Source organism: Variovorax beijingensis, assembly GCF_007828835.1.
GTDB classification, from domain to species: domain Bacteria; phylum Pseudomonadota; class Gammaproteobacteria; order Burkholderiales; family Burkholderiaceae_C; genus Variovorax; species Variovorax beijingensis_A.
In genome coordinates this window covers 238,062-264,413 of record NZ_VIVL01000006.1, presented here as the reverse complement: position 1 = coordinate 264,413, position 26,352 = coordinate 238,062, and the positions used below count along the sequence as shown (strand labels likewise).

At 67.9% G+C, this 26,352-nt stretch carries 26 protein-coding genes; 16 read left to right on the top strand and 10 right to left on the bottom strand.

The features are described from left to right. Positions 1-6: 6 nt before the first annotated feature. From FB547_RS19270 to FB547_RS19250, 5 genes are read right to left on the bottom strand one after another with little or no spacing between them, the layout of a single operon-like run. Positions 7-3,396, bottom strand: coding sequence for a pilus assembly protein (locus tag FB547_RS19270; RefSeq protein WP_261380339.1), 3,390 nt, complete (start codon positions 3,394-3,396; stop codon positions 7-9). A gap of 2 nt (positions 3,397-3,398) precedes the next feature. Further along, positions 3,399-4,085 (bottom strand): PilX N-terminal domain-containing pilus assembly protein, encoded by a 687-nt coding sequence (locus tag FB547_RS19265; protein WP_145744993.1) that lies wholly within the window; start codon positions 4,083-4,085, stop codon positions 3,399-3,401. Continuing rightward, positions 4,082-4,879, bottom strand: coding sequence for a PilW family protein (locus FB547_RS19260; protein ID WP_145744991.1), 798 nt, complete (start codon positions 4,877-4,879; stop codon positions 4,082-4,084). The genes FB547_RS19265 and FB547_RS19260 overlap by 4 nt, the downstream gene beginning before the upstream one ends. Beyond that, positions 4,876-5,475: a type IV pilus modification protein PilV gene (pilV, locus tag FB547_RS19255; protein ID WP_261380338.1), complete on the bottom strand. Its 600-nt coding sequence runs from the start codon at positions 5,473-5,475 to the stop codon at positions 4,876-4,878. Before pilV ends, FB547_RS19260 begins: the two co-directional genes overlap by 4 nt. Continuing rightward, positions 5,421-5,948 (bottom strand): GspH/FimT family pseudopilin, encoded by a 528-nt coding sequence (locus FB547_RS19250; RefSeq protein WP_145744987.1) that lies wholly within the window; start codon positions 5,946-5,948, stop codon positions 5,421-5,423. Before FB547_RS19250 ends, pilV begins: the two co-directional genes overlap by 55 nt. A gap of 198 nt (positions 5,949-6,146) precedes the next feature. On the opposite strand from FB547_RS19250, the gene ribD reads away from it, so the two are divergent. Genes ribD through tolA form a run of 10 tightly spaced genes read left to right on the top strand, consistent with a single transcriptional unit; the run spans position 6,147 to position 13,914 of the window. Beyond that, positions 6,147-7,274, top strand: coding sequence for a bifunctional diaminohydroxyphosphoribosylaminopyrimidine deaminase/5-amino-6-(5-phosphoribosylamino)uracil reductase RibD (gene ribD / locus FB547_RS19245; protein WP_145744985.1), 1,128 nt, complete (start codon positions 6,147-6,149; stop codon positions 7,272-7,274). 55 nt (positions 7,275-7,329) lie between these two features. Further along, the gene (locus FB547_RS19240) at positions 7,330-7,995 is read left to right on the top strand and encodes a riboflavin synthase (RefSeq protein ID WP_145744983.1); all 666 of its coding nucleotides are present in this window, start codon (positions 7,330-7,332) and stop codon (positions 7,993-7,995) included. Next, positions 7,992-9,146, top strand: a complete 1,155-nt coding sequence (gene ribBA / locus FB547_RS19235; RefSeq protein WP_145744982.1) for a bifunctional 3,4-dihydroxy-2-butanone-4-phosphate synthase/GTP cyclohydrolase II — start codon at positions 7,992-7,994, stop codon at positions 9,144-9,146. Before FB547_RS19240 ends, ribBA begins: the two co-directional genes overlap by 4 nt. Before the next feature lie 5 nt (positions 9,147-9,151). Beyond that, positions 9,152-9,622 (top strand): 6,7-dimethyl-8-ribityllumazine synthase, encoded by a 471-nt coding sequence (gene ribH, locus FB547_RS19230; RefSeq protein ID WP_145744980.1) that lies wholly within the window; start codon positions 9,152-9,154, stop codon positions 9,620-9,622. Further along, positions 9,619-10,164: a transcription antitermination factor NusB gene (gene nusB, locus FB547_RS19225; RefSeq protein WP_145744978.1), complete on the top strand. Its 546-nt coding sequence runs from the start codon at positions 9,619-9,621 to the stop codon at positions 10,162-10,164. Before ribH ends, nusB begins: the two co-directional genes overlap by 4 nt. After that, positions 10,161-11,357, top strand: a complete 1,197-nt coding sequence (locus tag FB547_RS19220) for a pyridoxal phosphate-dependent aminotransferase (RefSeq protein WP_145744976.1) — start codon at positions 10,161-10,163, stop codon at positions 11,355-11,357. Before nusB ends, FB547_RS19220 begins: the two co-directional genes overlap by 4 nt. Further along, positions 11,354-11,812, top strand: a complete 459-nt coding sequence (locus FB547_RS19215) for a YbgC/FadM family acyl-CoA thioesterase (RefSeq protein WP_145744974.1) — start codon at positions 11,354-11,356, stop codon at positions 11,810-11,812. The genes FB547_RS19220 and FB547_RS19215 overlap by 4 nt, the downstream gene beginning before the upstream one ends. Beyond that, positions 11,809-12,531, top strand: a complete 723-nt coding sequence (gene tolQ / locus FB547_RS19210; protein WP_012748214.1) for a protein TolQ — start codon at positions 11,809-11,811, stop codon at positions 12,529-12,531. Before FB547_RS19215 ends, tolQ begins: the two co-directional genes overlap by 4 nt. A 15-nt stretch (positions 12,532-12,546) precedes the next feature. Further along, positions 12,547-12,984 carry an ExbD/TolR family protein gene (locus tag FB547_RS19205; RefSeq protein WP_012748215.1) on the top strand — a complete coding sequence of 146 codons (438 nt, stop codon included), beginning with the start codon at positions 12,547-12,549 and terminating at the stop codon, positions 12,982-12,984. A 3-nt stretch (positions 12,985-12,987) separates the two neighbouring features. After that, a complete protein-coding gene (gene tolA, locus FB547_RS19200) occupies positions 12,988-13,914 on the top strand; it encodes a cell envelope integrity protein TolA (protein ID WP_018904627.1) in 927 nt (308 codons plus the stop codon). 51 nt (positions 13,915-13,965) lie between these two features. Here tolA and dnaE read toward each other — a convergent pair whose 3' ends face one another. Continuing rightward, the gene (gene dnaE / locus FB547_RS19195; RefSeq protein WP_145744972.1) at positions 13,966-17,484 is read right to left on the bottom strand and encodes a DNA polymerase III subunit alpha; all 3,519 of its coding nucleotides are present in this window, start codon (positions 17,482-17,484) and stop codon (positions 13,966-13,968) included. Positions 17,485-17,545: 61 nt separating this feature from the next. Here dnaE and FB547_RS19190 point away from each other — a divergent pair, with 61 nt between their 5' ends. After that, positions 17,546-18,337, top strand: coding sequence for a sulfurtransferase (locus tag FB547_RS19190; RefSeq protein WP_145744969.1), 792 nt, complete (start codon positions 17,546-17,548; stop codon positions 18,335-18,337). Between the two features lie 31 nt (positions 18,338-18,368). On the opposite strand, the gene FB547_RS19185 is transcribed toward FB547_RS19190, so the two are convergent. From FB547_RS19185 to FB547_RS19170, 4 genes are read right to left on the bottom strand one after another with little or no spacing between them, the layout of a single operon-like run. After that, complete coding sequence (locus FB547_RS19185; RefSeq protein ID WP_145744968.1) at positions 18,369-19,292, bottom strand: pirin family protein; 924 nt, start codon at positions 19,290-19,292, stop codon at positions 18,369-18,371. Positions 19,293-19,317: 25 nt separating this feature from the next. Beyond that, entirely contained in the window at positions 19,318-19,869 is a 552-nt protein-coding gene (locus FB547_RS19180; protein WP_145744966.1) for a flavodoxin family protein, read from the bottom strand. 31 nt (positions 19,870-19,900) lie between these two features. Beyond that, the gene (locus FB547_RS19175) at positions 19,901-20,389 is read right to left on the bottom strand and encodes a DoxX family protein (RefSeq protein WP_261380337.1); all 489 of its coding nucleotides are present in this window, start codon (positions 20,387-20,389) and stop codon (positions 19,901-19,903) included. A 15-nt stretch (positions 20,390-20,404) separates the two neighbouring features. Further along, a complete protein-coding gene (locus FB547_RS19170; protein WP_145744962.1) occupies positions 20,405-21,106 on the bottom strand; it encodes a pirin family protein in 702 nt (233 codons plus the stop codon). A gap of 177 nt (positions 21,107-21,283) precedes the next feature. On the opposite strand from FB547_RS19170, the gene FB547_RS19165 reads away from it, so the two are divergent. The 5 genes from FB547_RS19165 to FB547_RS19145 all read left to right on the top strand — a co-directional run bounded on the left by FB547_RS19165 (position 21,284) and on the right by FB547_RS19145 (position 26,347). Further along, positions 21,284-22,237 carry a LysR family transcriptional regulator gene (locus FB547_RS19165; protein WP_145744960.1) on the top strand — a complete coding sequence of 318 codons (954 nt, stop codon included), beginning with the start codon at positions 21,284-21,286 and terminating at the stop codon, positions 22,235-22,237. A gap of 98 nt (positions 22,238-22,335) precedes the next feature. Then, positions 22,336-23,418 carry an NAD(P)/FAD-dependent oxidoreductase gene (locus FB547_RS19160; protein ID WP_145744958.1) on the top strand — a complete coding sequence of 361 codons (1,083 nt, stop codon included), beginning with the start codon at positions 22,336-22,338 and terminating at the stop codon, positions 23,416-23,418. 7 nt (positions 23,419-23,425) lie between these two features. Continuing rightward, positions 23,426-24,352: a tRNA glutamyl-Q(34) synthetase GluQRS gene (gene gluQRS / locus FB547_RS19155; RefSeq protein ID WP_145744955.1), complete on the top strand. Its 927-nt coding sequence runs from the start codon at positions 23,426-23,428 to the stop codon at positions 24,350-24,352. Continuing rightward, entirely contained in the window at positions 24,349-25,086 is a 738-nt protein-coding gene (gene trmB, locus FB547_RS19150; RefSeq protein WP_145744953.1) for a tRNA (guanosine(46)-N7)-methyltransferase TrmB, read from the top strand. Before gluQRS ends, trmB begins: the two co-directional genes overlap by 4 nt. A gap of 100 nt (positions 25,087-25,186) precedes the next feature. Next, complete coding sequence (locus FB547_RS19145; RefSeq protein ID WP_145744951.1) at positions 25,187-26,347, top strand: ABC transporter substrate-binding protein; 1,161 nt, start codon at positions 25,187-25,189, stop codon at positions 26,345-26,347. Positions 26,348-26,352 lie beyond the last annotated feature (5 nt).

The following is a 26,352-nucleotide window of genomic DNA, read 5'->3' as shown; positions in this document are numbered from 1 at the left end:
GCGGCCTTAATTCCACGAGATCAGGTTGCGCCAGCCGAAGCGGCGCACGGCTTGCGGCAGCTCGGTCTCGTTGCAGCCGCCGGCCGCATTGCAGATCACGTGCTTGCCTTTTTCCGCGGCGTTCTGCGGCCGAAAGACGATGTCGTCCCGGCCCGAGTGGTTGCGGAAGCCGAGATAGCCGCCCAGCGCGCTGGTGGACCCGTTGTAGGCGATGCCGTCGGGGACGACGCCGCTGAAGAAGTCGATCACCATCGACCAGCCCTCGTCGCTGGTGCCCGGCGCGCAGTCGAGCGAATTGCTCGCCGAGCCGGGAATGGTGGACGAGAACAGGCCCGCGCTGCCGCTCAGCGCGTCGCCCGGGTAGACGATGCGCTCGCCGGCGGTTCCCAGTTCCAGGTACCAGCCGCGCTTGCCGCCTGAGCCGCTGTAGCTCACGCCGTGGCTCGACGCGGTGCGGAATTCCACGTCGCCTTCCTTCACCGTGCCGGCGCCGATGGTCTGCGCCACCAGGTCGGCCAGCACCGCGGTGCCCGTGCTGCCGTTGGCGCGGTCCCAGACGCCGTACAGGTACTGCCTGGCGCTGCTGCTTTCGTCGCCGGCGGCAAACAGCCGGCCGGTGCCGAACATCACCATGTAGCCGCCGCGCGGATGGTCGGCGACCAGCGGCGCGGCCGTGATCGGCTGCGTGGCGCCGGCGGCGAACAGCGGCGTGCCGTCCAGGCTCGATGCTGCAGTGCCGGAGCCCAAGGTAGCCTTCCAGTCGCTGCTCTTGCCGCTGCTCAGGTCGAACTTCCAGAGGTTGCCGAGCAGGTCGCCGGCATAGACGTAGTCGACCTTGCCGTCGCCGTTGCTGTCCACAACCTGCGGCGCCGAGAGCCCGTTGCCGGTGCCGGTGGCCTGCGTGGCGGGCGCGGGGATCTTCAGCACGGACTTGTCGCCGTCGAGGTATTGGATCCACAGCATCGCCTTCTCGCTCGTGCTGTTGTAGCCGTTGCCCAGGATCACGGCCCTGCGGCCGTTGTTGAGCGGCGCCACCTGCAGCGCGCGCCTGGAAAAGGAATCGAGCACGGGTTGCTGGAACTGGTGGCCGAGGTCGTCGTCGGCGAGCGCGGTGGTGTCGATCACGGCCACGTCGGCGGCATGGGTCTCGCCGATGTTCTCGGGCTTGGTGACGTCGAGCACGAAGTAGCCCTTGCCGCCCGCCCCCAGCGTGCCCACGAGGAAGGACTTCCACAGCTTCGCCTTCTCGGTGTCGGTGGCCATGGCGTCGGCGGCCGAACCCATGTAGATGTCGGCCACGAAGGGGCTGCCGTCGACGTAGTACCTGTGCGAGTAGGTGCTCTCGCTGAGCTTCTTGAGCTGGGGCGCCGCCGCCGTGCCATAGACGCCTTCGGGCACATAGGCGAACGCCTCCTGGCCGGTGCCGGCGTTGAACGCATGCAGCATGCCGTCGTTGGCGCCGACATAGACCGTCGGCTTGCGGTCGATGGTCGAGGCGAACGCGGCGTAGCCGTCATGGGTGAAGCCGCTGCTGGGCTTGCCCGTGTACCAGACGCTGGAGTCCACGATGTCGCCCAGCACGTGGCCGCGCCTGCGCGGGCCGAGGCCGGTGCCCTCGTTGCTGCGGTCGCCGCGAAGAAAGTCGAGCACGCCCTGCCCGAGGGCGGTGCTTGCCGTGTCGGTGCCGGTGCTGCCCTTGAGCGCCGCCTTCTGCGCGTCGCTCAGGTTGGCCCATCGGAATGGCACGCCGGCACCGGCGGCCGCGGCGCTGGTGGGTGTTGCCGCGGTGGTTCCAGAGAAGCTCAGCATCTTGCGATCGCTGTCGTGCGCGCCGGCCACGGACATGCGCGCATCGAGCAGTTCGCGCGCCGACCACGCGGGCGTGGCGGCCAGCTTGCCGTTGCTGCCAAACGGCGTGGCCGTCAGCTTGCCCGACCAGTCGGCCGTGTCGTAGCCGGCCTGGTAGGCCGAGGTGGCGCTCGATATCCTGCTGCCGCTGGCCGAGATCGAGGTCAGCGGGGTGCTGGTGTTGAACAGGATCTGCGAGAGGATCGATCGGAAGGCATCGCCGAGGGCCTGCGCGTTCGCGGCCGGTGTGAAGGTGCCCCGGCTGTTGAGCGCGGCGTGCCAGAGGTCCATGCGCACGGCGGCGGCGTTGTCGGTGAGCTCGTGGTAGTAGCCATAGGCGCCGCTTGCGGAATACCATCCTCCGTTCGCCGCCAAGGTGCTCGCCAGCGGATCCTTCCAGGCGATCGAGCCATCGGCCAAACGCGCGTAGTCCCCGCTGTAGGTCGGCTGCGGCGCATTCGCCGAGATGGCCGGCGTGCCCGTCCACGACGAGGCAGCGCCAAAGCCGATGGTGTAGGTGCTCAGGTGCTGCCAGGTGGCGGGATCGTTCTTGGGATTCCAGTACTCGGGGACCGTCGCCGTTCCCACGCTCACGTCGCCGGGCTCTGCAACGACCTTCTTGAGGTTGTTCGACACGGCGGGCTGCAGGTCGCTGGCCCAATAGTGGAAGGCCATGTCGGCCAGTGTGGGCCGGTATTCCGCCTTCGGCCTCCAGTTGCCGGAGGCGTCTTTTTCCCAGTTGAGGCCGATGTTGACCGCCCCTGCATCGTCCTTGAAGGGTGCACGCGGCACGTAGGCCACAGCATCGGGCAAGGTGCGGCCCGTTCCATCCGCATTGCCGATGGCAGGCATGCCGAGTGCCGCGGGGTCGGGGTTGAATCCAAACAGGTTGTAGTCGCCGTCGGTCATGAAGATGTGGAAAGACTTGCGGCAGCTCGACTGGGTCGCCCCTTCCACCCCCGGGTCATCCGAATAGGGATTGAACTGGCCTGTCGTCTTCATGTATTCGCCGGCGCGGGTCATCATGGCGTGCAAGGGTGTTCCGCCGGCCGCCGCCAGGGCATCGACCCAGCTCATGAAGTTGGCGCGATGCGTGTCATCGAGCGAACGCATCAGGTTCGCATTGGCCCGGCCATTGACGAGGCAACTGCCGGCTTGATAGGCGCCCGCGGCGGTGTCGCCGAAGAAGCCGACGCAGCCGCCAACCTTGTTGTTGTTCATCGCCTGCCAGGAAAGGCGGATCCGGTCGTTGGGGATGTTGGCCGCCGAGAAGTTGTCCCTGAGCGCGGTCTTCAGCGCTTCCAGCCGCGTGGGTATGCCAGCCGGTGGTTCCGAGCTTCCATCCGAAGCCCGCGACGACCACGCCATGCTGCCCGAGTTGTCGACCGACACGATCACGTTCGGCGCGGGCTCCTTGACCGCCGTGTTGCGCGGCGCCTGGGCCAGCGGATATTGCGCGGCGTGCCCCGCGGCCTGCGCCAGCACCAGGCCGCACAGCACGGCGCTCCTCGAAAACCTGTGGATGCTCATCTCGATTTTTCTTGCCATGCTCAATTCACTTTCCTGACCGCGGCCGGGTCGAAGGACATCTGCAACAGGACCCGCGTGCCGCCGCCCGTGCCGGCCGTGCGCGCGCCGGTGGAGAGCGCAGTGATCCGGTACAGCGGCTCGTCACTCCGGGGACGGTCGATCACCTCGATCCAGTACCTGGCACTGGCCAGGGCTGGATTGCCAGCCGTCGGCGCGCCCGTGAATCGACCATAGGCGGCGTACTGGTCCACGTACGCGGCACGGATCCAGAACCGGTAGGCCTCGCTGCCCGAAGCAGCGCCCACGGAGTCCGTCCCGGCGAAGTAGCAGATGCCACGCTCGCAGCTGTTGGCGCCCTTGCCCACGTAGGCGGTGACCCAGCCGGTATCCCGATCGGGAAAGACGCGGCTGTCCGCGGCCTTGCGGCAAGGCGAGTCCACGAGCGCAGAACACGCCACGTAGGTCTGCGTCGCGGCATCGAAGGCCAGTTGCCGGATGTCGCGCTCGGCATCCAGCAATGCGGCTTCGGCGGCTTCGAAGGCGCGCTGGTAGTCGCGCTGGTTGCCCGCCATCGATTCGAGTAGTTGGGCCGTCCGCGCACCGCCCACCGCGAGCAGCGCCGAGAGCAGCAGCATGATGAGCACGATGAACAGCGAGAATCCGCGCTGCTGCGCCGCGCATCTGCCGGGGACCTGAATATGTTTCATAGGTTCCGCAGCGCGAACACCGCCGTGTAGACGCGACGCAGCCTGCCGTCGCTGCTGGTCCGCGACGAGCCGTCGCAGTCGACGTAGCTGCCGCCCGGGTTGCTCCTGGAAGTACCGGCAAGCTGCAGACACACGCGCACCGTTCGAACCTGATCGAAGCTCGCGACGTTTGCGGCCGTCACGTAGCGCACCACGCGTTCGGTTCCGGCATCGCCGATGCCGTACATGACATCGAAGCGCTCGACGCCGTCGATGATCGGCTTTGGCGTGGTATTGCCGCTGCCCATGCACCGCAAGGTGCCGTTGACCACGTAGAACTCGCTGGTGATCAGGCGCACGTTCGCGGGATCCGCGGGATTGCCGGGGGTGTACGCTGCGCCCGCCGAACTCTTGGCCACCTGGCCGAGGCAGTCGTGGAAGAAATCCGGGTTCGGCGCATAGCCGACCTTCAGCGTGTCGTTCACCGAACCGGCGGCCGCTTCCTGCCCCTTGATCGCGAAGAAGGCCGGCTCGCTCCCGAGCTTGGTGTCCGCATTGACGTCGAAGTAATACAGCGGCCCGTTGGCATCGATCGGAAAGTAGCCGGCCTGCCGGATCTGCTGCCCGAGCAGCCTGAATGCCAGCGCCGACGACTGGTGCAGCGCATTGACGTCATCACCCGTCATGGCGGTGCTGCGCGTGCCGAGCATGCTGGCCATCGCAGCCAGCACCACCAGCATGCCGATGATCAGCGCGACGAGGATCTCGACCAGCGTGAAGCCGACCTGGCGCAAGGAGAAGGCTTTGTTGTTCATGGCTGTGGCACCGCGACGATGGCTTCCTGACAGGCCTTGCCGGTCGGGCAGCTCCAGGCCGAATCCGGTGCGATCGGGTTGACTGCAGCAGGCTCTTCCCAGGCGATGTGCACGAACAGCAGGCCGCCGGCGGCCTTGCTGCTCTGCACGTCGGCCACGCCGCCCGGCAATGCACTCGCCACCCGCTGCTTCCAGGTCCACAGATCGTGAGCCGCCAGCTGAGCGGCGGTGCAACTGGCCTTGGCCCCTGCGCACGCGAGGGTGGGTTCGGTGGCGCCCGCCGCCGTCCAGTCGGCCACATAGGGGCTGGCGGCCATGGCGCCGCTCACGGGATTCGCACGGATGCGATCGGCCATGTCGCCGGCCAACTGCGCAGCGATGTTCTGGTTGCTCGCGCCCACGCTGTCGGAAAGCACACGCAGCTGGAAGCCGGCCAGCGCGAGCAGGCCGAACGAGAGCACGAGAATGGCCACCAGGGCCTCGAGCATCGAGAAGCCCGCCTGACCCCTGCGCAGCTTGCGTGGCTCGCGAATCAGGCAGCTCAGCACACGCTGCCCCCCTTCACCACTCGGGTACGCCAGCCCAGCGACAGGCATACGGCAACATCGTTGGATGAACTGGCGCTCCCCGCCGGGTGGAAGCTGATGCGGGCGACGCTCGAAAAATGGCCCATGGGATCGAAGGCCATGGGCCCCATGGCGCTTTTCTCGACCGCAACGCGCGTGTCGGGGTCTTGCCGCTGGAGGATTTCGAACCCGTCGCCGCTGCCGACCACTGTTTCCCAGCCGCAGCTCCAGTCTGCGCCGCTGCACTCCGCGCGCTGCCGGATGGTCACGGCCTGCCCGCGCCGAGCCGCCTCTGCGCGCGCGTGGCTCACGCTCGCCATCAGGGCCGAAGCCATGCCCTCGACGCGGTACTTTTCGACCAGGCTGTTGAAGCTGGGCAGCGCCAGCGCCAGCAGGATGGCCATCAGTACGATGACGACCATCATTTCGACCAGCGTGAAGCCGCGTGGCGTTCCGGGTCGGCGGAAATGCGTCCTCGCGGACGCGCAGAATCCGTTTTTCATGCCGTACCGTCCGCCGCCTCGCCGAAGTGGCTGGAGCGGCGGACGTTTTTCTCCCTGATTGCAATTTTTCAAAAATTCTATTTGGCAAATTTCTATTGACCAGCTGTTGAACGACGAGCGGTCGAAATAAACGGATCAATGGATCATTGGCTTCAATTGTTTTAAATTGATTTTCAAATAGATTTAATTTAATAAAAAATGACAAATGCAAATGAAATTGTGAATTTCATGGCCCAAGCCTTGGACCTCGCGCGCCAGGCCGGGCCGGAGACCGACCCCAATCCCCGCGTCGGTTGCGTACTCGTGGACGCCAACGGCGCCGTGATCGGCCAAGGGCACACCCAGCAGGTCGGCGGCCCGCATGCCGAGGTGATGGCGCTGCGCGATGCCGCGGCGCGGGGCCTTTCGGTTGCCGGTGCCACCGCCTTCGTCACGCTCGAGCCCTGCGCGCACCACGGCCGCACCGGGCCCTGCTGCGAGGCGCTGGCCGCGGCCGGCATCGGCCGGGTTGTGGCATCGATCGCCGACCCCAACCCGCTCGTGGCCGGCCAGGGCTTCGAGCGGCTGCGCGCCGCGGGTATTGCGGTCGAGGTGGGGCCGGGCGCGGAGGAAGCACGCGAACTCAACATCGGCTTTTTCAGCCGCATGGTCCGCAAGACGCCCTGGGTGCGGCTCAAGACCGCGGCCTCGCTGGACGGCAAGACCGGCCTGCGCAACGGCGTGAGCCAATGGATCACCTCGGAACCGGCGCGCGCCGACGGCCACGCGTGGCGGGCCCGGGCCAGCGCGGTGCTGACCGGCGTGGGCACGGTGCTGGAGGACGATCCCCGGCTCGACGTGCGGCTGGTGCAAACCAGCCGCCAGCCGCACGTGGTGGTGGTCGACAGCCAATTGCAGACGCCGCCCGGCGCGCAGATCTTCATGGCCGGCCGCCCCGTCTGGATCTACGCCGCGGTACAGGACAGCGCCAAGGCTGCCGCGCTGCAAGCGCGCGGCGCCACCATCACCTGCCTGCCCAATGCGCAGGGCAAGGTCGATCTGGCCGCGATGCTGCGGGATCTGGCCAAGCGCGAGGTCAACGAACTCCACGTCGAGTCCGGCCACAAGCTCAACGGCTCGCTGCTGCGCGAGGGCCTGGTCGACGAGCTGCTGGTGTACCTGGCGCCCAAGCTCATCGGCGACGGCCTGGACATGGCCTCCGGCATCCACACCGGCGGGCCGCTGGCCGACCTGGCCGGCGCCCTGCCGCTGGAATTCAGGACCATCGAGCGGATCGGGCCGGACCTGCGGATCGTGGCCCGGGTCGCGGGAAGGGACGCTTTCTAGCGGGCGAATGCAGGCGCCCGCCGGGCGGACCCAGGATGTCTGCGAAAATGCGCGGATGTTCACCGGAATCATCACCGGCGTGGGGCGCATCGCCGCCATCCACGACCTCGGCCCCTCCTCCTCCTACGGCAAAAGACTCGGCATTGCGGTGCCCGACGGCTATCTCGACGACGTCGGGCTCGGCGACAGCATTGCGCTCAATGGCGCGTGCATGACCGTGACCACGCTCGACCCCGCGCGGCAGCAGTTCACCATCGACATCTCGGCCGAATCGCTCGACAAGACCGCGGGGCTGACCGAGGAAGGCGCCCGCATCAACCTCGAGAAGGCGCTGCGCGCCAGCGACCGGCTGGGCGGCCACATCGTTTCCGGCCACGTGGACGGCATCGGCACGGTCAGCCACTTCGCGCCGGTCGGCGAAAGCTGGGAGCTGCGCGTGGTGGCGCCGCCCGCGCTGGCGCGCTTCCTGGCCTACAAGGGCTCGATCACGGTCAATGGCGTGAGCCTGACCGTCAACAGCGTGAGCGACATCGAAGACGGCGCCGAGATCAGCATCAACCTGATCCCGCACACCGTCGACAACACTTCGCTGGGCAGCCTCCAGGCCGGCTCGAAGGTCAATCTAGAAATCGATACCGTGGCGCGCTACGTGGAGCGCATGCTCCAGGCCGGCGTTCTGGTGCCGCCCTCTTCCACATACTCCAAGGACACCGCCGAATGAACGCTTCCGTCACGCCCATCGGCGCTCCCCGCGGCACGCGGGCGCCCGCGCCGATTTCTTCCGTCGAGGAGATCGTGGCCGAGCTCGCCGCCGGCCGCATGGTGATCCTGGTCGACGAGGAAGACCGCGAGAACGAAGGCGACATCGTCATTGCGGCCGATCACATCACGCCCGAGGCCATCAATTTCATGGCGCGCCATGCGCGCGGGCTGATCTGCCTCACGCTCTCGCGCGAGATGTGCGAGCGGCTGCAGCTGCCGCCCATGGTGTCGCGCAACGGCGCCAAGCATTCGACCGCCTTCACCGTCTCCATCGAGGCGGCCGAAGGCGTGACCACCGGCATCTCGGCCGCCGACCGCGCGCGCACCGTGCAGGCGGCCGTGGCGCGCAACGCCGTGGCCAGCGACCTGGTGCAGCCCGGCCATATCTTCCCGCTGCAGGCGGTGGACGGCGGCGTGCTGATGCGCGCCGGCCATACCGAAGCCGGCTGCGACCTGGCCGCGATGGCCGGCTGCTCGCCCGCCTCGGTGATCTGCGAGGTAATGAACGAAGACGGCACCATGGCGCGCCTGCCCGACCTGCAGATCTTCGCGGCCGAGCATGGCCTGAAGATCGGCACCATCGCCGCGCTCATCGAGCACCGCAGCCGCACCGAATCGCTGGTCGAAAAAGTCGGCTGCCGCGAGATCCAGACGGCCTGGGGCACTTTCACCGCCCATGCCTTCACCGACAAGCCGAGCCGTGGCGTGCACCTGGCGCTGGTGCGCGGCAAGTGGGCGCCGGAAGACACGGTGTCGGTGCGCGTGCACGAGCCGCTGTCGGTGCTCGACGCGCTCGAGATCAACCGCTCGCTGCACTCGTGGAGCCTGGACGCCAGCCTCGCGCACATCGCGAACGAAGGCAAGGGCGTGGCCGTGCTGCTCAATTGCGGCGAAACGGCCGGCGAACTGCTCGCGCAATTCGACGGCACCGCACGGCCCGCGCAAGCCCCGGAACGCGGCCGCATGGACCTACGCAGCTACGGCATCGGCGCGCAGATCCTGCGCGAATGCGGCGTGCACAAGATGAACCTGCTCGGCACGCCCCGCCGCATGCCGAGCATGGCCGCAGGCTACGGCCTCGAAATTGCCGGCTACCTCACGAAAGACTGACCACCATGCAAGGTGCAAACAAGGGCGCTGACAACAACACGCCGCTCGACGGAAAAGGCCTGCGCATCGGCATCGTGCAGGCGCGCTTCAACGCCGACATCACCGACGCGCTCGCCGCCGCCTGCCTGGCCGAGCTCGAGAGGCTGGGCGTGGCCGCTGACGACATCCATCATGTGCAGGTTCCGGGCGCGCTCGAAGTGCCGGTGGCCCTGCAGGCCATGGCCGTGCGCGGCGGCTACCACGCGCTGGTGGCGCTGGGCTGCATCATCCGCGGCGAGACCTACCATTTCGAACTGGTGGCCAACGAATCGGGCGCGAGCGCGAGCCGCGTGGCGCTCGACCATCGCCTTCCCATCGCCAACGCGATCCTCACGACCGAAAACCTCGAGCAAGCCGTCGCCAGGCAGACCGACAAGGGCCGCGATGCGGCCCAGGTGGCTGTCGAGATGGCGCGGCTGCTGGCCTCCCTCACATGACCGAAGACAACAACAAGGCAGCCGGCGCCAAGCCGCGCCCGGCGCGGCAAGTGCGCACCGGCCTCACCAGCACCGGCGCGCGCAAGGCCTCGGCCAAGTCGAACCGCAGCCGCGCGCGCGAGTTCGCGCTGCAGGCGCTCTACCAGCACCTGGTGGGCCGCAACGACCCGACCGAGATCGACCACTTCACGCGCGACCTCGCGGGCTTCCACAAGGCCGACGCCGCGCACTACGACGCGCTGCTGCACGGTTCGATCGAGGGCGCCGAGCAGCTCGACGCATTGATCCGCCCGCTGCTGGACCGCAAGTTCGAGGAGATCTCGCCGATCGAACACGCCGTGATGTGGATCGGCGTGTACGAGTTCCAGCACTGCCTGGACGTGCCATGGCGCGTGGTGCTCAACGAGTGCATCGAACTCGCCAAGGAGTTCGGCGGCACCGACGGCCACAAGTACGTGAACGCCGTACTCAATGGCCTGGCGCCGCAACTTCGCCCGCTCGAAGTGGAAGCCGACCGGGCTTCGGGGAAAGCGAAGGCATGAGGATCTCGGCGCGCGCACAGCGCATCGAACCCTTCTACGTGATGGAGGTGGCCAAGGCCGCCGGCGTGCTCGCACGCGAGGTGGCCCACACCGACCGGCCGATGATCTTCCTGAACATCGGCGAGCCCGACTTCACGGCCCCGCCGCTGGTGCAGGAAGCCGCCGCCCGCGCCGTGCGCGCCGGCGCCACGCAGTACACCCAGGCCACCGGCCTCGAGTTGCTGCGCGAACGCATCAGCGGCTGGTATGCGCAGCGCTTCGGCGTCGACGTGCCGGCCCGCCGCATCGTGGTGACCGCGGGGGCCTCGGCCGCATTGCAGCTGGCCTGCCTGGCGCTGATCGAGTCCGGCGACGAGATCCTGCTGCCCGACCCCAGCTATCCCTGCAACCGCCACTTCGTGAGCGCCGCGGATGGCAAGGCCGTGCTGATACCCACCACCGCCGAAGAGCGCTTCCAGCTCACGGCCGCCAAGGTCGAGGCCGCGTGGACCGACAAGACGCGCGGCGTACTGCTCGCCTCGCCGTCCAACCCGACCGGCACCTCGATCGCGCCCGATGAACTGCGCCGCATCCACGAGGTGGTGTCGCGGCGCGGCGGCATCACGCTGATCGACGAGATCTATCTTGGGCTTTCGTACGACGACGCGTTTGGCCAGACGGCACTCGCCATCGACGACAACGTGATCAGCATCAACAGCTTCAGCAAGTACTTCAACATGACCGGCTGGCGCCTGGGCTGGCTGGTGGTGCCCGAGGCGCTGGTGCCCGTGGTCGAGCGGCTGGCGCAGAACCTCTTCATCTGCGCGAGCACCGTGTCGCAGTACGCGGCGCTGGCCTGCTTCGAGGCCGAGAGCATTGCCGAATACGAGCGCCGCCGCGCCGAGTTCAAGGCGCGACGCGACTGGTTCATTCCGCAGCTGAATGCGCTGGGCCTGAACGTGCCGGTGGTGCCCGACGGTGCCTTCTACGCCTGGGCCGATTGCACCGCCGTCGCCGAGAAGCTGGGCATCTCGGGCAGCTGGGACTTCGCCTTCGAAACCATGAAGCGCGCTCACGTGGCCGTGACGCCGGGCCGCGATTTCGGCACCGCCGAGACGGCCAGGTTCGTGCGCTTCTCCACTGCGAGCTCGATGGCACATCTGCAGGAATCGGTCGAGCGCCTGCGCGCCATGATCGCGAACCCCGCCCGATGAGCTACGCGTTTCCGATCCGTGTCTACTGGGAAGACACCGACGCCGGCGGCATCGTGTTCTACGCCAACTACCTCAAGTTCATGGAGCGCGGCCGCACCGAGTGGCTACGTTCGCTGGGCGTGGAGCAGCGAAAGCTGCGCGAGGAAACCGGCGGCCAGTTCGTGGTGAGCGAAACGCAGCTCAAATACCATCGCCCCTCGCGGCTCGACGACGAACTGCTGGTTACAGCCGATCTCCGACAACTGGGCACGGCGTCGTTGATAATCGGTCAACGCGTGCTATCAAAAACAGAGCAGGAACGAATGGGGGCCGCGGCGCCGGTTCTGCTGTGCGAAGGCACGATCCGCATCGGCTGGGTGGATGCCTCCACACTGCGTCCTGCGCGGATACCAGCCCAAGTTGCGGGAACCCTCGAGCGCTGCGGCGGCTCCATGACTCAACCTTTCAAGCCATGAACCAAGACCTCTCCATCATCAATCTCCTGCTCCATGCGAGCTTCGTGGTGCAACTGGTCGTGCTGCTGCTCGTGATCGTCTCGATCGCCAGCTGGGCCGCGATCATCCGCAAGTACTTCGCGCTGCGCCGCATGCGCGCGCTCAACGACGACTTCGAGCGCGAGTTCTGGTCGGGCACCAGCCTGAACGAACTGTTCGCCTCGGCCGCGCAGAACGCCAAGTTCGCGGGGCCCATGGAGCGCATCTTCGCCTCGGGCATGCGCGAGTACCAGAAGCTGCGCGAACGCCACGTAAGCGACGCCCCCACGCTGCTGGACGGCGCCCGCCGCGCGATGCGCGCGAGCTTCCAGCGCGAACTCGACGCGGCCGAGCAGAACCTGTCGTTCCTGGCCACCGTGGGCTCGGTGTCGCCGTACGTCGGCCTGTTCGGCACGGTCTGGGGGATCATGCATGCCTTCACCGGCCTGGCCGCGCTCGCGCAGGTGACGCTGGCCACCGTGGCGCCCGGCATTGCCGAAGCGCTGGTGGCCACCGCCATCGGCCTGTTCGCCGCCATTCCGGCGGTGGTGGGCTACAACCGCTTCGCGCGCGAGATCGACAAGATCGCGATTGCCCTCGAAACCTACATCGAGGAGTTCTCCAACATCCTGCAGCGCAACCTCTCGGCCAATCCGGCCGCGGTGGCGTCGGCAACTTCGGCGGCTCCGGCCAACCGCTGAGCGAGGTTACAGCGCATGCCCGCCGTTTCATCCCGGGGCCGAGGCCGCCGCACGATCAACGAGATCAACATGGTCCCGTTCATCGACGTGATGCTGGTGCTGCTGATCATCTTCATGGTCACCGCGCCGCTCATCACGCCGAGCGTGATCAACCTGCCCTCGGTCGACCGCGCCAACAAGCAGCCCGACAAGCCGATCGAGATCGTCATCAAGAGCGACGACGAAGCGCAGATCAAGAAGGACCCGTCCACCGGCAGCGGCGGCACGTCCGTTCCCATGACCCAGATCGGCTCCGCGGCCAAGACCGCCCAGGGCGGCGACGACCAGCGCCCCGTGGTCATCAGCGCCGACAAGTCGGTGAAGTACGAAACCGTCGTGAAGGCGATGAACCAGCTCAAGCGCAGCGGCATCGAGCGCGTGGGCCTGTCCGTCACCACCACGGGCGGCAAATAAGGCATGTCCCTCGCACTGGATCGCCCCGAGTTCGCACCACCGCCGCAGCGCGGCACGCCGCGCGCGGTGCTGCTCGCGCTGGTTGCGCATGCGCTGCTGATTGCCGCGCTGACGTGGGGCGTGCGCTGGCGCAGTGATGCCGACGAAGGCGCCGTCGATGCGGAGCTGTGGTCGTCCACGGTGCAGCAGGCCGCGCCGCGGCTGTCGGCGCCGCAGGCACCCACGCCGGCTCCCGCGCCGCCGCCGCCTGCTCCGCCGCCACCGCCGCCGCCCCAGGTGAAGGCCCCCGAGCCCGCACCGGCGCCGCGTGCGCCGGATATCGCGCTCGAGCGCGAGAAAAAGCTCAAGGAAGAAAAGGAACAGAAGGAGCGCGAGCTCGAGCGCCAGCAACAACAGCGCAAGAAGGAGCTCGAGGCCAAGCAGCGCGCCGAAGACGAAGCCGAACGCAAGAAGGCGCAGCAGCAAAAGCTCGCCGAGCAGCAGAAGAAGCAGCAGCAGGAAGCCGAGGCCAAGCAGGCCGAAGCGAAGAAGCAGCAGGAAGCCGCAGCCAAGCAGGCCGCGGCCGACCGCGCCGCAACGCTCAAGCGCATGCAGGGCCTTGCGGGCGCGAGCGGCAGCGACGATTCCAAGGGCACGGCCATGCGCTCGTCAGGGCCGTCGAGCGGCTATGCGGGACGCATCGCGGCCGCCGTGCGACCGAACATCACCTTCCCCGATGCCGAGACGGTCAACGGCAATCCGGCCGCCGAGTTCGAAGTGAACCTGGCACCGGACGGCACCATCGTCGGCGTCAAGCTGACCAAGTCGAGCGGACTGCCCAGCTGGGACGAAGCCGCCGAGCGCGGCCTGCACAAGACCGACAAGCTGCCGCGCGACACCGACGGGCGCATCTTCCCGTCGCTGATCGTTTCGCTGCGGCCCAAGCGATAGCAGGGCCGGCCAGGCGCTACACGCGCCCGGCCGCCTCGCCGCTCATCCTTCTCATTCGTAGACGACCGAGGCCTTGCCGGCCTCCGCCTGCGCGGTCCAACTCGCCAGCGCGGCGTCGGTCGGGAAGAACCTGGCGCGCTCGCCGAGCTGCAGCTCGACCTGCGCGCCGCCGCGCGCCATCGACAGGCGCACCGGCAGCCCCTGCACGAGGTCGCCGTGCTCGCTCTGCTCGGTGCGCGGCGGAAAGTCCTTCACGAGGCGCGCGATGTCGGGCGCCTTGCCATTGACGGCCACCCGCAGGAATTTTCCGAAGCGGCAGCGCGCGGTGGCCAGGTCCCACACCTGCTGCACCTGGAAGCGGGCCTCGAAGCCGCCGCGGCCCGGCTGGAGCCGGCCGCTCACGATCACCAGCTCGTCGTCCTTCAGGGTGTTGCGGTTCGCATTGATCAGCGCCTCGTCGGCGGTGGCGTCGATGGCGTCGGACTTGTCGTCGAGCTTGAAGATCGCCAGCCGGCCGCGCTGGCCGTTGATCACGCGGAAATCGCTCACGATGCCCGCGATCACCTGCTGTTCGCGCGTGTCCATCAGGTCGCCGATCTCGCGCTTGCAGAAGCGCCGCACCTCGTGCGCCACCTCGTCGAACAGGTGGCCCGAAAGATAGAAGCCGACGGCCGTCTTCTCGAAGGTGAGCCGCTCCTTCACGCCCCAGGGAGTGGCGTCGACCAGCTCGGGCTCCTGCGTGGCCGAACCGTGCTCGCTGTCGCCGAAGATGTCGACCTGCGCGGCATTGGCCTCGGTGGCGGCCGCGAACTCGAAGGCGCGGTCGACCGAGGCAATGAGCGAGGCGCGGTTCTGCTGGATCGAATCGAAGGCACCAGCCTTGATGAGCGCTTCGACCGTGCGCTTGTTGATGCGCTGGCGGTCGATGCGCACGCAAAAGTCGAACAGGCTCTTGAACGGGCCGCCCTCCTCCCGTGCGCGCACCACGGCCTCGACCGCGAGCTGGCCCGTGCCCTTGACGGCGCCCAGGCCGTAGCGGATCACCTTGTCGGTGACCGGTTCGAAACGGTAGTTGCCGCGGTTCACGTCCGGCGGCTCGAAGGTGATGCCGAAATTCTTCTGCGCGTCCTCGAACAGCACCTTGAGCTTGTCGGTGTCGTCCATTTCCACGGTCATGTTGGCGCAGAAGAACTCGGCCGTGTAGTGGACCTTGAGCCAGCCCGTGTGGTACGCCAGCAGCGAGTAGGCGGCGGCGTGCGACTTGTTGAAGCCGTAGCCCGCGAACTTCTCCATCAAGTCGAAGATCTCGTCGGCCTTGTCCTGGGGAATGCCGTGCGTCTTGAGCGCACCCGCACGGAATTTCTCGCGGTGCTCGGCCATCTCCTCGAGCTTTTTCTTGCCCATGGCGCGGCGCAGCAAATCGGCGCCGCCGAGCGAGTAGCCGCCCAGGATCTGCGCGGTCTGCATCACCTGCTCCTGGTAGACCATGATCCCGTAGGTCTCGGAGAGCATCTCGGCCACGGCCGGGTGCGGATACTCCACCTCTTCGCGGCCATGCTTGCGCGCCACGAAGCTCGGGATCAGGTCCATCGGACCCGGACGGTACAGCGCATTGAGCGCGATCAGGTCCTCCAGGCGCGTCGGCCGCGCATCCTTCAGCATGCCCTGCATGCCGCGGCTTTCAAACTGGAACACCGCTTCCGTCTTGCCTTCGGAGAACAGCTTGTAGGTCTCGCGGTCGTCGAGCTTGATGTTCTCGTACGCGAAGTTCTCCTGGCCCTTATGGCGCTTGACGATGAACTCTTTCGCAATCTCGAGGATGGTGAGCGTGGCCAGGCCCAGGAAGTCGAACTTCACGAGGCCGATGGCCTCCACGTCGTCCTTGTCGTACTGGCTCACGGCCGAGTCGCTGCCGGGCTGCTGGTAGAGCGGGCAGAAGTCGGTGAGCTTGCCGGGCGCAATCAGCACGCCGCCCGCGTGCATGCCGATGTTGCGGGTCATGCCCTCGAGCTTCTGCGCGAGCTCCACCAGCATGCGCACTTCTTCTTCCTTCTCGATGCGCGCCGCGAGCTGCGGCTCCATCTCGATGGCGTAGTTGTTCTTGTCGCCTTCCACCTTGGGGTTGGGCGGATATTGAATGGTGACGGGCTGGCCGGGCTTGTTGGGAATGAGCTTGCTGATGCCGTCGCAGAACATGTAGCTCATGTCGAGCACACGGCCCACGTCGCGGATGGCGGCGCGCGCGGCCATGGTTCCGAAGGTGGCGATCTGGCTCACGGCATCGCGGCCGTACTTGTCCTTGACGTAGTCGATCACGCGGTCGCGGTTGCCCTGGCAGAAGTCGATGTCGAAGTCGGGCATCGAGACGCGCTCGGGGTTCAAGAAGCGTTCGAACAGCAGCTTGTATTCGAGCGGATCGAGGTCGGTGATCTTCAGCGCGTAGGCCACCAGCGAGCCCGCGCCCGAGCCCCGGCCCGGGCCCACCGGACAGCCGTTGTTCTTGGCCCACTTGATGAAGTCGCCCACGATCAGGAAGTAGCCCGGGAAGCCCATGTTCAGGATCGTGTTGATCTCGAACTCCAGCCGCTCCACATAGCGCGGCCGCTCGGCATCGCGCTTGGCGACGTCGGGGTAGAGGTGCGCCAGGCGTTCTTCCAGGCCCACGAACGACTCCTGGCGGAAGAACTCGTCGATCGGCATGCGCACGCCTTCGCTGATGAAGGGCGTCGGAAAGTCGGGCAGCTGCGGCTTGCCGAGCACCAGCGTGAGGTTGCAGCGCTTGGCGATCTCGACCGTGTTGGCCAGCGCGCTCGGCACGTCGGCAAAGAGCGCCTCCATTTCGGCGCTCGACTTGAAGTACTGCTCCTCGGTGAACTTGCGCACGCGGCGGGGGTTGCCCAGGATTTCGCCTTCCGAGATGCAGACGCGCGCCTCGTGCGCCTCGTAGTCCTGGCGTTCGGCAAACTGCACCGGATGCGTCGCGACCACCGGCAGGCGCAGCCGGGCCGCGAGCTTCACGGCGGCGATCACGTGCGGCTCGTCGTCGGGGCGGCCCGCGCGCTGCAGTTCGATGTAGAAGCGGTGCGGGAACATCCCCGCCAGCTGCAGCGCCAGCTCGGCGGCGCGTTCTTCCTGCCCCTGCAGCAGCGGCGCACCCAGCGGGCCGGCCTGCGCGCCCGACAGCGCGATCAGCCCGCCCTGCAGCTCCTGGAGCCATTCGAGCTTGCAGGCCGCCTGCGACTGGCCGCGGCCCACGTTCTGCGTCCAGGCGCGCGCCAGCAGCTCGGACAGGTGCAGGTAGCCTTCCATGTTCTGCACCAGCAGCACGATGCGGGTGAGCACCCCGGGCTCCTTGCCCAGCCCCTCGATGAAGATTTCAGCGCCGATGACGGGCTTGACGCCCTTGCCGCGCCCCTGCTTGTAGAACTTGACCGCCCCGAACAGGTTGTTCAGGTCGGTGATGGCCAGTGCGGGCTGCTTGTCGGCAGCGGCGGCCTTGACGACTTCGTCGATGCGGTTGGTGCCGTCGACGACGGAAAACTCGGTGTGCAGGCGCAGGTGAACAAACATCCTTCCATTGTAGAAAGCCGCACTCCACGATGTGGGGTGGCGATCCCTACAATTACGCCCCGTGCAAGAGATTTTGAATATCGCGGCCTACAAATTCGTGGCCATAGACGACAGCCCCATGCTGCGCGAAGAGCTGCGCGGGCGCGCCCAGGCCCTGGGCCTCATGGGCACCATCCTGCTGGCGCCCGAGGGCATCAACCTGTTCCTGGCGGGGCTGCCTGATGCCATCCGCAGCTTCGTGGCCAGCCTGCGCTGCGACGCGCGCTTCGCCGACCTCGAAACCAAGGAAAGCTGGTCCGCCGCGCAGCCCTTCCGCCGCATGCTGGTGAAACTCAAGCGCGAGATCATCCGCATGGACCATCCGGCCATCCAGCCGGCGGCAGGCCGGGCGCCCGGCGTGGACGCGCCCACGCTCAAGCGCTGGCTCGACCAGGGCCACGACGACCAGGGCCGGGAGATCGCGCTGCTCGACACGCGCAACGACTTCGAGGTCGACGAAGGCACCTTCGACGGCGCGATCGACTGGCGCATCACCAAGTTCACCGAATTCCCGCCCGCGCTGAAACAGCACCGCGCCGATTTCGCTGGCAAGACCGTGGTGAGCTTCTGCACCGGCGGCATCCGCTGCGAGAAGGCCGCGATCCTGATGCGCGAGGAAGGCGTCGAGAACGTGCTGCAGCTCGAAGGCGGCATCCTGAAATATTTCGAAGAAGTCGGCGGCGCGCACTACCACGGCGACTGTTTCGTGTTCGACGGCCGGCGCGCGCTGGCGCCCGACCTGAGCGCGCGTGCGGCCGATGCCAGCGCGCGTGCGTCGGAAGACATCGACCTCGGTCGCGGCCTGAAGAAATAGCCGGCGGGTTACCGGCCGCGCGCTCCGGAGATCAGACCGGCGTCGTGCCTACGTCCGGCTCGCGCACGCCGAAAGGCTTGCCCGGCAGCGGAATGAATTCGGTCTCGCCAGGCACATGGCCCATGCGCTGCGCAGCCCAGTCGGCGCCGGCTTCGAGGATGCGCTCGCGCCGGCTCGAGACGAAGTTCCAGGTGATGTAGCGCGGGCCGTCGAGCGGCTCGCCGCCGATCACCATCAGGCGCGCGGCGGTGTCGCAAGTCAGCACCGCGCCCTGGCCATCGGGCAGAACAGCCATGGTGTGCGCGGGGATCGATTCGCCATCGACGCGCGCATCGGCATCGACGACGTAGACGGCCAGTTCGGGCGCCAGCGCGGGCAGCTCGAAGCGGCCGCCCGCGGGCAATGCGATGTCGAGATAGATCGTCTGCGACAGTGTCTTCACAGGCGAACGCGCGCCAAAGGCCTCGCCCACCAGCACGCGCACCGTCACGCCCTGCTCCACCACCTCGGGAATGGCACTGGCCGGCGTGTGCTCGAAGCTCGGCTCGGCTTCTTCATGCGCCCGCGGCAACGCAGCCCAGAGCTGCAGCCCGTGGTTCACGTAGGTGTCGGCCTTCAGGCGCTCGGGCTTGCGCTCGGAGTGCACGATGCCGCGCCCCGCGGTCATCCAGTTGATGGCGCCGGGCAGGATCTCCTGCACGCTGCCGAGGCTGTCGCGATGCATCATCGCGCCCTCGAAAAGATAGGTGACCGTGGACAGGCCGATGTGCGGGTGCGGCCGTACGTCGTGCTCCGTGCCGGGCTGCTCGGTGGCCGGGCCGAAGTGGTCGAAGAAAACGAAGGGCCCGACCGAACGGCGCTGCGCCGCCGGCAGCAGGCGCCGCACCTTGAAGCCGCCGCCGAGGTCCTTGTCGTGCGGTTGAAGCAATTGGGTCTGGGCGGTGGTATCGGTCATCGGGGGCTCCGTGGGTGGCTGGGTTTTATCCGCGTGATCTTGCCACTGTGGCAATACGCTCGCCGAATGCCCTTGCTGTGTCGAAGTCGCCCTTGAACATCTCGGCCGGGCTTGCATCCGAAGGCGACTGCGTCAGCAAGCCGCCGTAGCCGCCCACGTAGTTCATCGAATCGCGCGTGGCCGCCTTGTTGTTGGTCGGCAGGATGCCCATGCTGACCCAGAGGCCGCTGTGCTGCATCGCGAGCGTCCACAGGTAGGCGATGGTCGCGACCTTGTCGCCGTTCATGGTGGCGCTGTTGGTGAAGCCCGCGAAGAGCTTGTCCTTCCAGCCCTGCGTGAACCAGACCTTCGACGAGGCATCGGCGAATTTCTTGAACTGCCAGCTCACGCCGCCCATGTAGGTCGGCGAGCCGAAGATGATCGCGTCGGCCGCGGCCAGCGTCTCCCAGCCGCCTTCAGGCAGGTTGCCATCGGCGTCGATGGCGAGCAGCTGCGCGTCCGCGCCATCGGCCACGGCTTGCGCCACGCGCTGGGTATGGCCGTAGCCGGAATGGAAGACGACAACGATGTTTGCCATGTTCAGGGACTCCTTTGTTCGGGTTGTGGAATCAGCGCTTGTCGATGCTGAAGCGGCCGGGGCCGAAGGCGGCGAAGGCGAGCAAACCGCCTGCGATGGCGATGTTCTTGTTGAAGTTGATCTGCTGCATCATCTTCATCGCGTCGGGCACGGCCCAGTACTTGTGGAAGAACAGCGCGGTGGCCACGGTGAAGATCGCCATCGCAATGGCGGTCCAGCGGGTCTTGAAGCCCACCAGCAGCGCAATGCCGAGGACGAGCTCGACCAGGATGGCGATCGCGGCGCCCACTTCCGGCAGCGGCAGGCCCACCGAGTTGATGTAACCCACGGTGCCCGCAAAGCCCATGAGCTTGCCGATGCCGGCCGGGATGAACAGGTACGCGATCAGGATGCGGCCGGCCAGCGCCAGCGTGTCCTGGGCTGCATTGGGGGTGTTGGTTGTGGTTGCCATGTGTGAAAACTCCTCGGGTTGTTGAAATTGGAAAGGAACAGGAAAAAGGAAAAGAAGGCCGGGCGGCATGCGCCCGGCCCAGGATCATGCCGCCAGGTCGAACACCAGCACTTCGGCATCCTTGCCGGCGCCGAGCGTGAGCTGCGTTTCGCCTTCGAGCATCGCGGCGTCGCCGCCAGCGAGCTTCTGGCCATTCACTTCGAGCTCGCCGCGCACCAGGTGCACGTAGCTCTTGCGCTGGGGGTCGAGCGCCAGGCTGGCCTTCTCGTCGCCGTCGAGCAGCCCGGCGAACAGGCGCGCATCGGCATGCACCGTCACCGAGCCGTCAGCGCCGTCGGGCGAGGCCACCAGGCGCAGCTTGCCGCGCTTCTCGGCGTCGCTGAACTTCTTCTGCTCGTAGCCGGGCGCAATGCCGCGCACGTTCGGCTCGATCCAGATCTGGAGGAAGTGCGTGGTCTCGTCTGCCTTGTGGTTGAACTCGCTGTGCATCACGCCGCGCCCGGCGCTCATGCGCTGCACGTCGCCCGGCGGGATGGATTCCACGTTGCCCATGCTGTCCTTGTGCGCCAGTTCACCCGAGAGCACGTAGCTGATGATCTCCATGTCCTTGTGGCCATGGGTGCCGAAGCCGGCGCCCGCGGCCACGCGGTCTTCGTTGATCACCCGCAGGTTGCCGAAACCCATGTGGGCCGGGTCGTAGTAGCCGGCAAAGGAAAAGCTGTGGAACGAGCGCAGCCAGCCATGGTCGGCATAACCGCGTTCCTGTGATTTACGGACTTGCAACATCGTCAAACTCCTTCGGCCCTGCCCCGTGGGGACGTTCGGGCCTTCTTCGTATGCCGCGCCGGATGCGCAGCGGATGTGAAGAACTTTAGGCCCGCACCCCCGCAGCAAAAGCGCCGGGTTTTGATGGCATCATTCAAATTTTTTGATCAATCGATCGGTCGATCGACAGGAGCCGAGATGCCCAGCGCCAGAGACGTACTGACCCCCGACGCGCTCGCCATGCTGCAGACGGTGGCCGCCACCGGCAGCTTTGCCGGCGCGGCGCGCGAGCTCAATCTGGTGCCCAGCGCGCTCAGCTACCGCGTGCGCCAGATCGAGGACGCGCTCGACGTGCTGCTGTTCGACCGCAGCGCGCGCCAGGCCCGCATCACCGAGGCCGGCGCCGAGCTGCTGCGCGAGGCGGCGCGGCTGCTGGGCGAGATCGACGCGGTGGCCAACCGCGTCAAGCGCGTGGCCACCGGCTGGGAGCCGATGCTCACCATCGCGGTCGACAGCGTGATCGCGCGCGATCCGCTGCTCGACCTGGCCACCGCCTTCTTCGCGCTCGATCCGCCGACGCGGCTCAAGCTGCGCGACGAAACCCTGCTGGGCACCATCGAGGCATTGACCAGCGGCGAGGCCGACCTGGCCATCGGCGCCGTGCTCGATGCCGCGAGCCTGGCCTTCACCGCCACCGGCATCCGCAGCCGGCCGATCGGCGAGCTGTGTTTTGTCTATGCCGTGGCGCCGCACCATCCGCTCGCGCGCCTGCCCGAGCCCTTGACCGATGCGGTGCTGCGCCAGCATCGCGCGGTGGCGGCGGCCGACTCGGTGCGCAGCGGGCCGAGCATGACGGTCAACCTGGTCGGCGGGCAGGACGTGCTCACGGTGCCGAGCATGCAGGCCAAGCTGAACGCGCAGCTGCACGGTCTGGGCGGCGGCTTTCTGCCCGAGCCGATGGCGCGGCCCTACATCGAGGCCGGCCACCTGGTCGAGCGCAAGACCGAACGCCAGCCGCCCCTGGCCACCATGCACTGCGCCTGGCGCGTGCGCAGCGCGGGCGGTCCGGGCCGCGCGCTCGAATGGTGGCTCGCGCAGTTCGAGCACGAGGCCACGCGGCGGGCGCTGCTGGAGCGGCACCGGGGGCGTTGAAAGCCATCGCCTTGCCGCCGCGCGGGCAGCCCGTTTGCAGACCGTTGTAGAGTCCGGACACATCCATCCGTCTCCCGTACACAAGAAAAGAGTCCCTCATGACCACTCGCGCAACTGCAAAGGCGGCCGACCGCCACCGAACCCCCGCCACTCCACGCCACTACGCCGTCGTCGGCGCCGGCATTGCCGGAGTGGCCTGCGCCCGTACGCTGGTGCAGGCCGGCCACAAGGTCACGGTGTTCGAACGCGAATCCGCACCCGGCGGGCGCATGGCGAGCGTCGACACCGCCTTCGGCCGCTTCGACAGCGGCGCGCAGTATTTCACCGTGCGCGATCCGCGCTTTGCGCTGGCGCTCGAAGCCACGCCCAGCCTCTGCCGTCCCTGGAGCGCCAACCTCGTGCGCGTGCTCGATGCGCACGGCCGCGTGGCCGAGGCCGCATTGCCCGGGCGCGAATCGCACTGGGTGGCGCAGCCCGGCATGGACGCGCTGGTGGCCCACTGGGCCGCGCCGCTGGGCGACAGCCTCGTGCTCGACACGCAGGTCACGCAGATCGAGCCCGATGCGCTCGACCCCAGGCGCTGGCAGCTGCGCACCGCGGGCGAAGACGATTCGCAGCACGTGTATTCGGGCTTCGACGCCGTGCTGCTGGCCGTGCCGCCCTCGCGCACGCGGGTGCTGCTGGGCGACGGCAAGCTTTCCGCTTCCATCAGCCAGAAGATCGAGCCGGTGCGCATTGCGCCCTGCTGGACGCTGATGATCGCGTTCCCGCAGGCCAACCAGGCCAACATGTCGCACCTCGGCCCGCAATGGAATGCGGCGCGCAGCACGCACCACCGCGTGGCATGGCTCGCGCGCGAATCGTCCAAGCCCGGCCGCGAACGCGTCGAGCGCTGGACGCTGCAGGCCAGCGCCGCCTGGTCGCAGGAGCACCTGCGTGACGACGCCGCGCGCGTCGAAGCCAAGCTGCTGCGCGCCTTCGCCGAGATCACCGGCATCCATGCCGCGCCCACGCACGCCCGGGCACGCTGCTGGACCGAAGCCCAGACCCAGGTGCCGGTCGGCAAGAGCCACCTGTGGGACGCCAAAGCGCGCATCGGCGTGGCCGGCGACTGGTGCACCGGGCACCGGGTCGAAGACGCGTTCCTCTCGGGCCTTTCGCTGGCGCTCGCAGTGATCTGATCCGCGGATGCGTGAGACCGGCCGTTTCGCGCCCTCGCCCACCGGCGCGCTGCACGCCGGCTCGCTGGTGGCCGCGCTCGCAAGCTGGCTCGACGTGCGCGCGCGCGGCCCCCAGGCGCGCTGGCTGGTCCGCATCGAGGACGCCGACACCGAACGCTGCCTGCCCGGCATGGGCGAGCACATCCTTGGGCAGCTGGCCGACTGCGGCCTGCTGCCCGACGAAGCGCCGGTATGGCAGACGCAGCGCACCGCGCGCTACGAAGCCGCGCTGGCAAGGCTGCAGGCCCTCGGCCTTGCCTACCCCTGCGGCTGTTCGCGCAAGGACATCGACGAGGCGCTGGCAGGGCTCGGCCGGCCGCACACGCGCCATGGCGAGCGGGTCTACCCCGGCACCTGCCGCGAGGGGCTGCACGGCAAGCCCGCACGCGCCTGGCGCTTCGCCACCGAGAGGTTCGAATCCGCCCAGCCGGCGCTGGCCTCCGGCGAACTCTGCTGGACCGACCGCCGCCTTGGCCTCCAGTGCCAGGACGTGAGCCGCGAAGTCGGCGACTTCGTGCTGCGCCGCGCCGACGGCCCCTGGGCCTACCAGCTTGCGGTGGTGGTCGACGACGCGGAACAGGGCGTGACCGACGTGGTGCGCGGCGAGGACCTGGCCGACAACACCGCGCGCCAGATCCTGCTGCAGCGCGCGCTCGGCCTGCCCACGCCCAGCTACCTGCACACGCCACTGGTGCGCGGCGCCGACGGCGACAAGCTCTCCAAGCAGAACGGCGCCACCGCCATCGACACCGCCGCGCCCGAAGCCGCCCTGGCCGCGCTCGACGCGGCCGCGCGCGTGCTCGGGCTGCGCGCCACCACGGCGGCTTCCTGCGCGTCGGCATTGGCCGGCTGGGTGCCCGAATGGCGCGATCTCTACAATTCGCGGCCGCAATGACCTCTTCCGACACCGTGCCCCACGATTCCCCGCCGAGCGACGACGCCGCCGACAAACCGCATCCGCTGCACCGCCGCCTCAAGAGCTTCGTGAAGCGCGCCGGCCGCACCACCGAAGGCCAGGCGCGCGCCTTTGCCGAACTGGGTCCGCTGTTCCTCATCCCCTACAAGCCCGAGCCGCTCGACCTGACGGCGGCCTTCGGCGGCCGCGCCGGCCCGACCGTGCTCGAGATCGGCTTTGGCATGGGCGAGGCCACCGCGCACATCGCCACCGTGCTGCCCGAAACCAACTTCCTGTGCTGCGAAGTGCACGAGCCCGGCGTGGGCGCGCTGCTCAAGCGCATCGGCGAGCAGTCGATCCCCAACATCCGCATCTGCGCGCACGATGCGGTCGACGTGCTCGACCACATGCTGCAACCCGGTTCGCTGGCGGGCGTGCATGTGTTCTTCCCCGACCCGTGGCACAAGAAGCGCCACAACAAGCGCCGCCTGATCCAGCCCGAGTTCGTGAAAAAGCTTGCCGAGCACCTGCAGCCGGGCGGCTACATCCACTGCGCCACCGACTGGCAGCCCTACGCCGAGCAGATGCTCGAGGTGCTGTCCGCCGAGCCGCTGCTGCGCAACACGGCCGAAGGCTATGCGCCCAAGCCGGCGTACCGGCCGCTCACCAAGTTCGAGAACCGCGGCATCAAGCTGGGCCACGGGGTCTGGGACCTGGTGTTCCGGCGCGCCTGAAGCCGCGCCATCGGCAAGCCGGCCGGCATCTTTCGCCGCAGCCTTCCCCCTGGGCACCGAAATTGCTACACTTTTTTACTACTGTTAAAAAAGGTGAGCCATGGACAGTTCTCGCAGGGAATGGCTGGGCAAGGCGTGCGGGGCGCTGCTGCTGGGCAGCGGCGTTCATCTTCCGGCGCTGTCGCAATCATCGAACCGCGCAGCGGGCGCCCGGGTGGTCGTGCTGGGCCAGTCGGTGCCGCTGACGGGCGCGGCCGGCGAGATCGGGCTGGCGTTTGCGGCCGGCAGCCGGCTCGCGGTGGCCGACTTCAACGAGCGCAATGCCGCGAGCGGCCTGCAGCTGAAGCTGCTGCAGCTGGATGACGGCTACGACGCGGGCCGGGCGGCCGCCAATGCGCGCACCCTGCTCGGTGCCGACAAGGCCGACATGCTGTTCGGCTTCGTGGGTACCGCCAGCAGCGATGCCGGCGCCAACGTCGCCGCGCAGCAGGGCAGCCTGCTGTTCGCGCCCTTTGCCGCCGCCGACTCGCTGCGCGAGGCCAGCCATCCCCATGTGTTCCACGTGCGCCCCGGCATGATCGACGAGGCGCTGAAGATCGTGCGCCAGTGCGCCACCGTGGGCCAGACGCGCATCGCGCTGGTGGGCGATGACGACGCCATGGGCCGAGCCGGCCTCGCCGCCGTCCAGCAGGCCATCACCGAGCTGAAGCTGCCCGCGCTGGTGGCCTCGGCGATGGTGCCGGCCGGCGCCGACAAGCTCGACGCGGCGCTGAAGACGGTTCTGCAGCAGGCGCCGCAGGCCATCGTGCTGGTGTCGCTCTCAGGCACCACGGCCAATGCGATCCGCAAGCTGCGCAAGAGCGGCTACAGCGGCAGCTTCATGGCCTTCTCGATCGTGGGCATCGACCCGCTCTATGCCGAACTGGGCAAGGACATCGGCGGCATCGTGATCTCGCAGGTGGTGCCGTCGCCGCGGCCCTCGGCCATCCCGATCGTCAAGGAGTACCGCGCCGCAGTCGACAACTCCGACCAGACGCCCTCTTACGAAGGCCTCGAAGGCTTCATCGCGGTCAAGGTGGCGGGCGAAGCGGTGCGCCGCGCGGGCCGCGGCTTCACCACCGCGAGCCTGCAGCGCGTGATGACCGCCATGACCGACTACGACGTGGGCGGCTTCCGCGTCAACCTGCGTCCGGGCCTGCGCGATGCTTCGCGCACCATCGACCTGATCAGCATCTCGGCCGACGGGCGCGTGTTGAGATAGGCTCG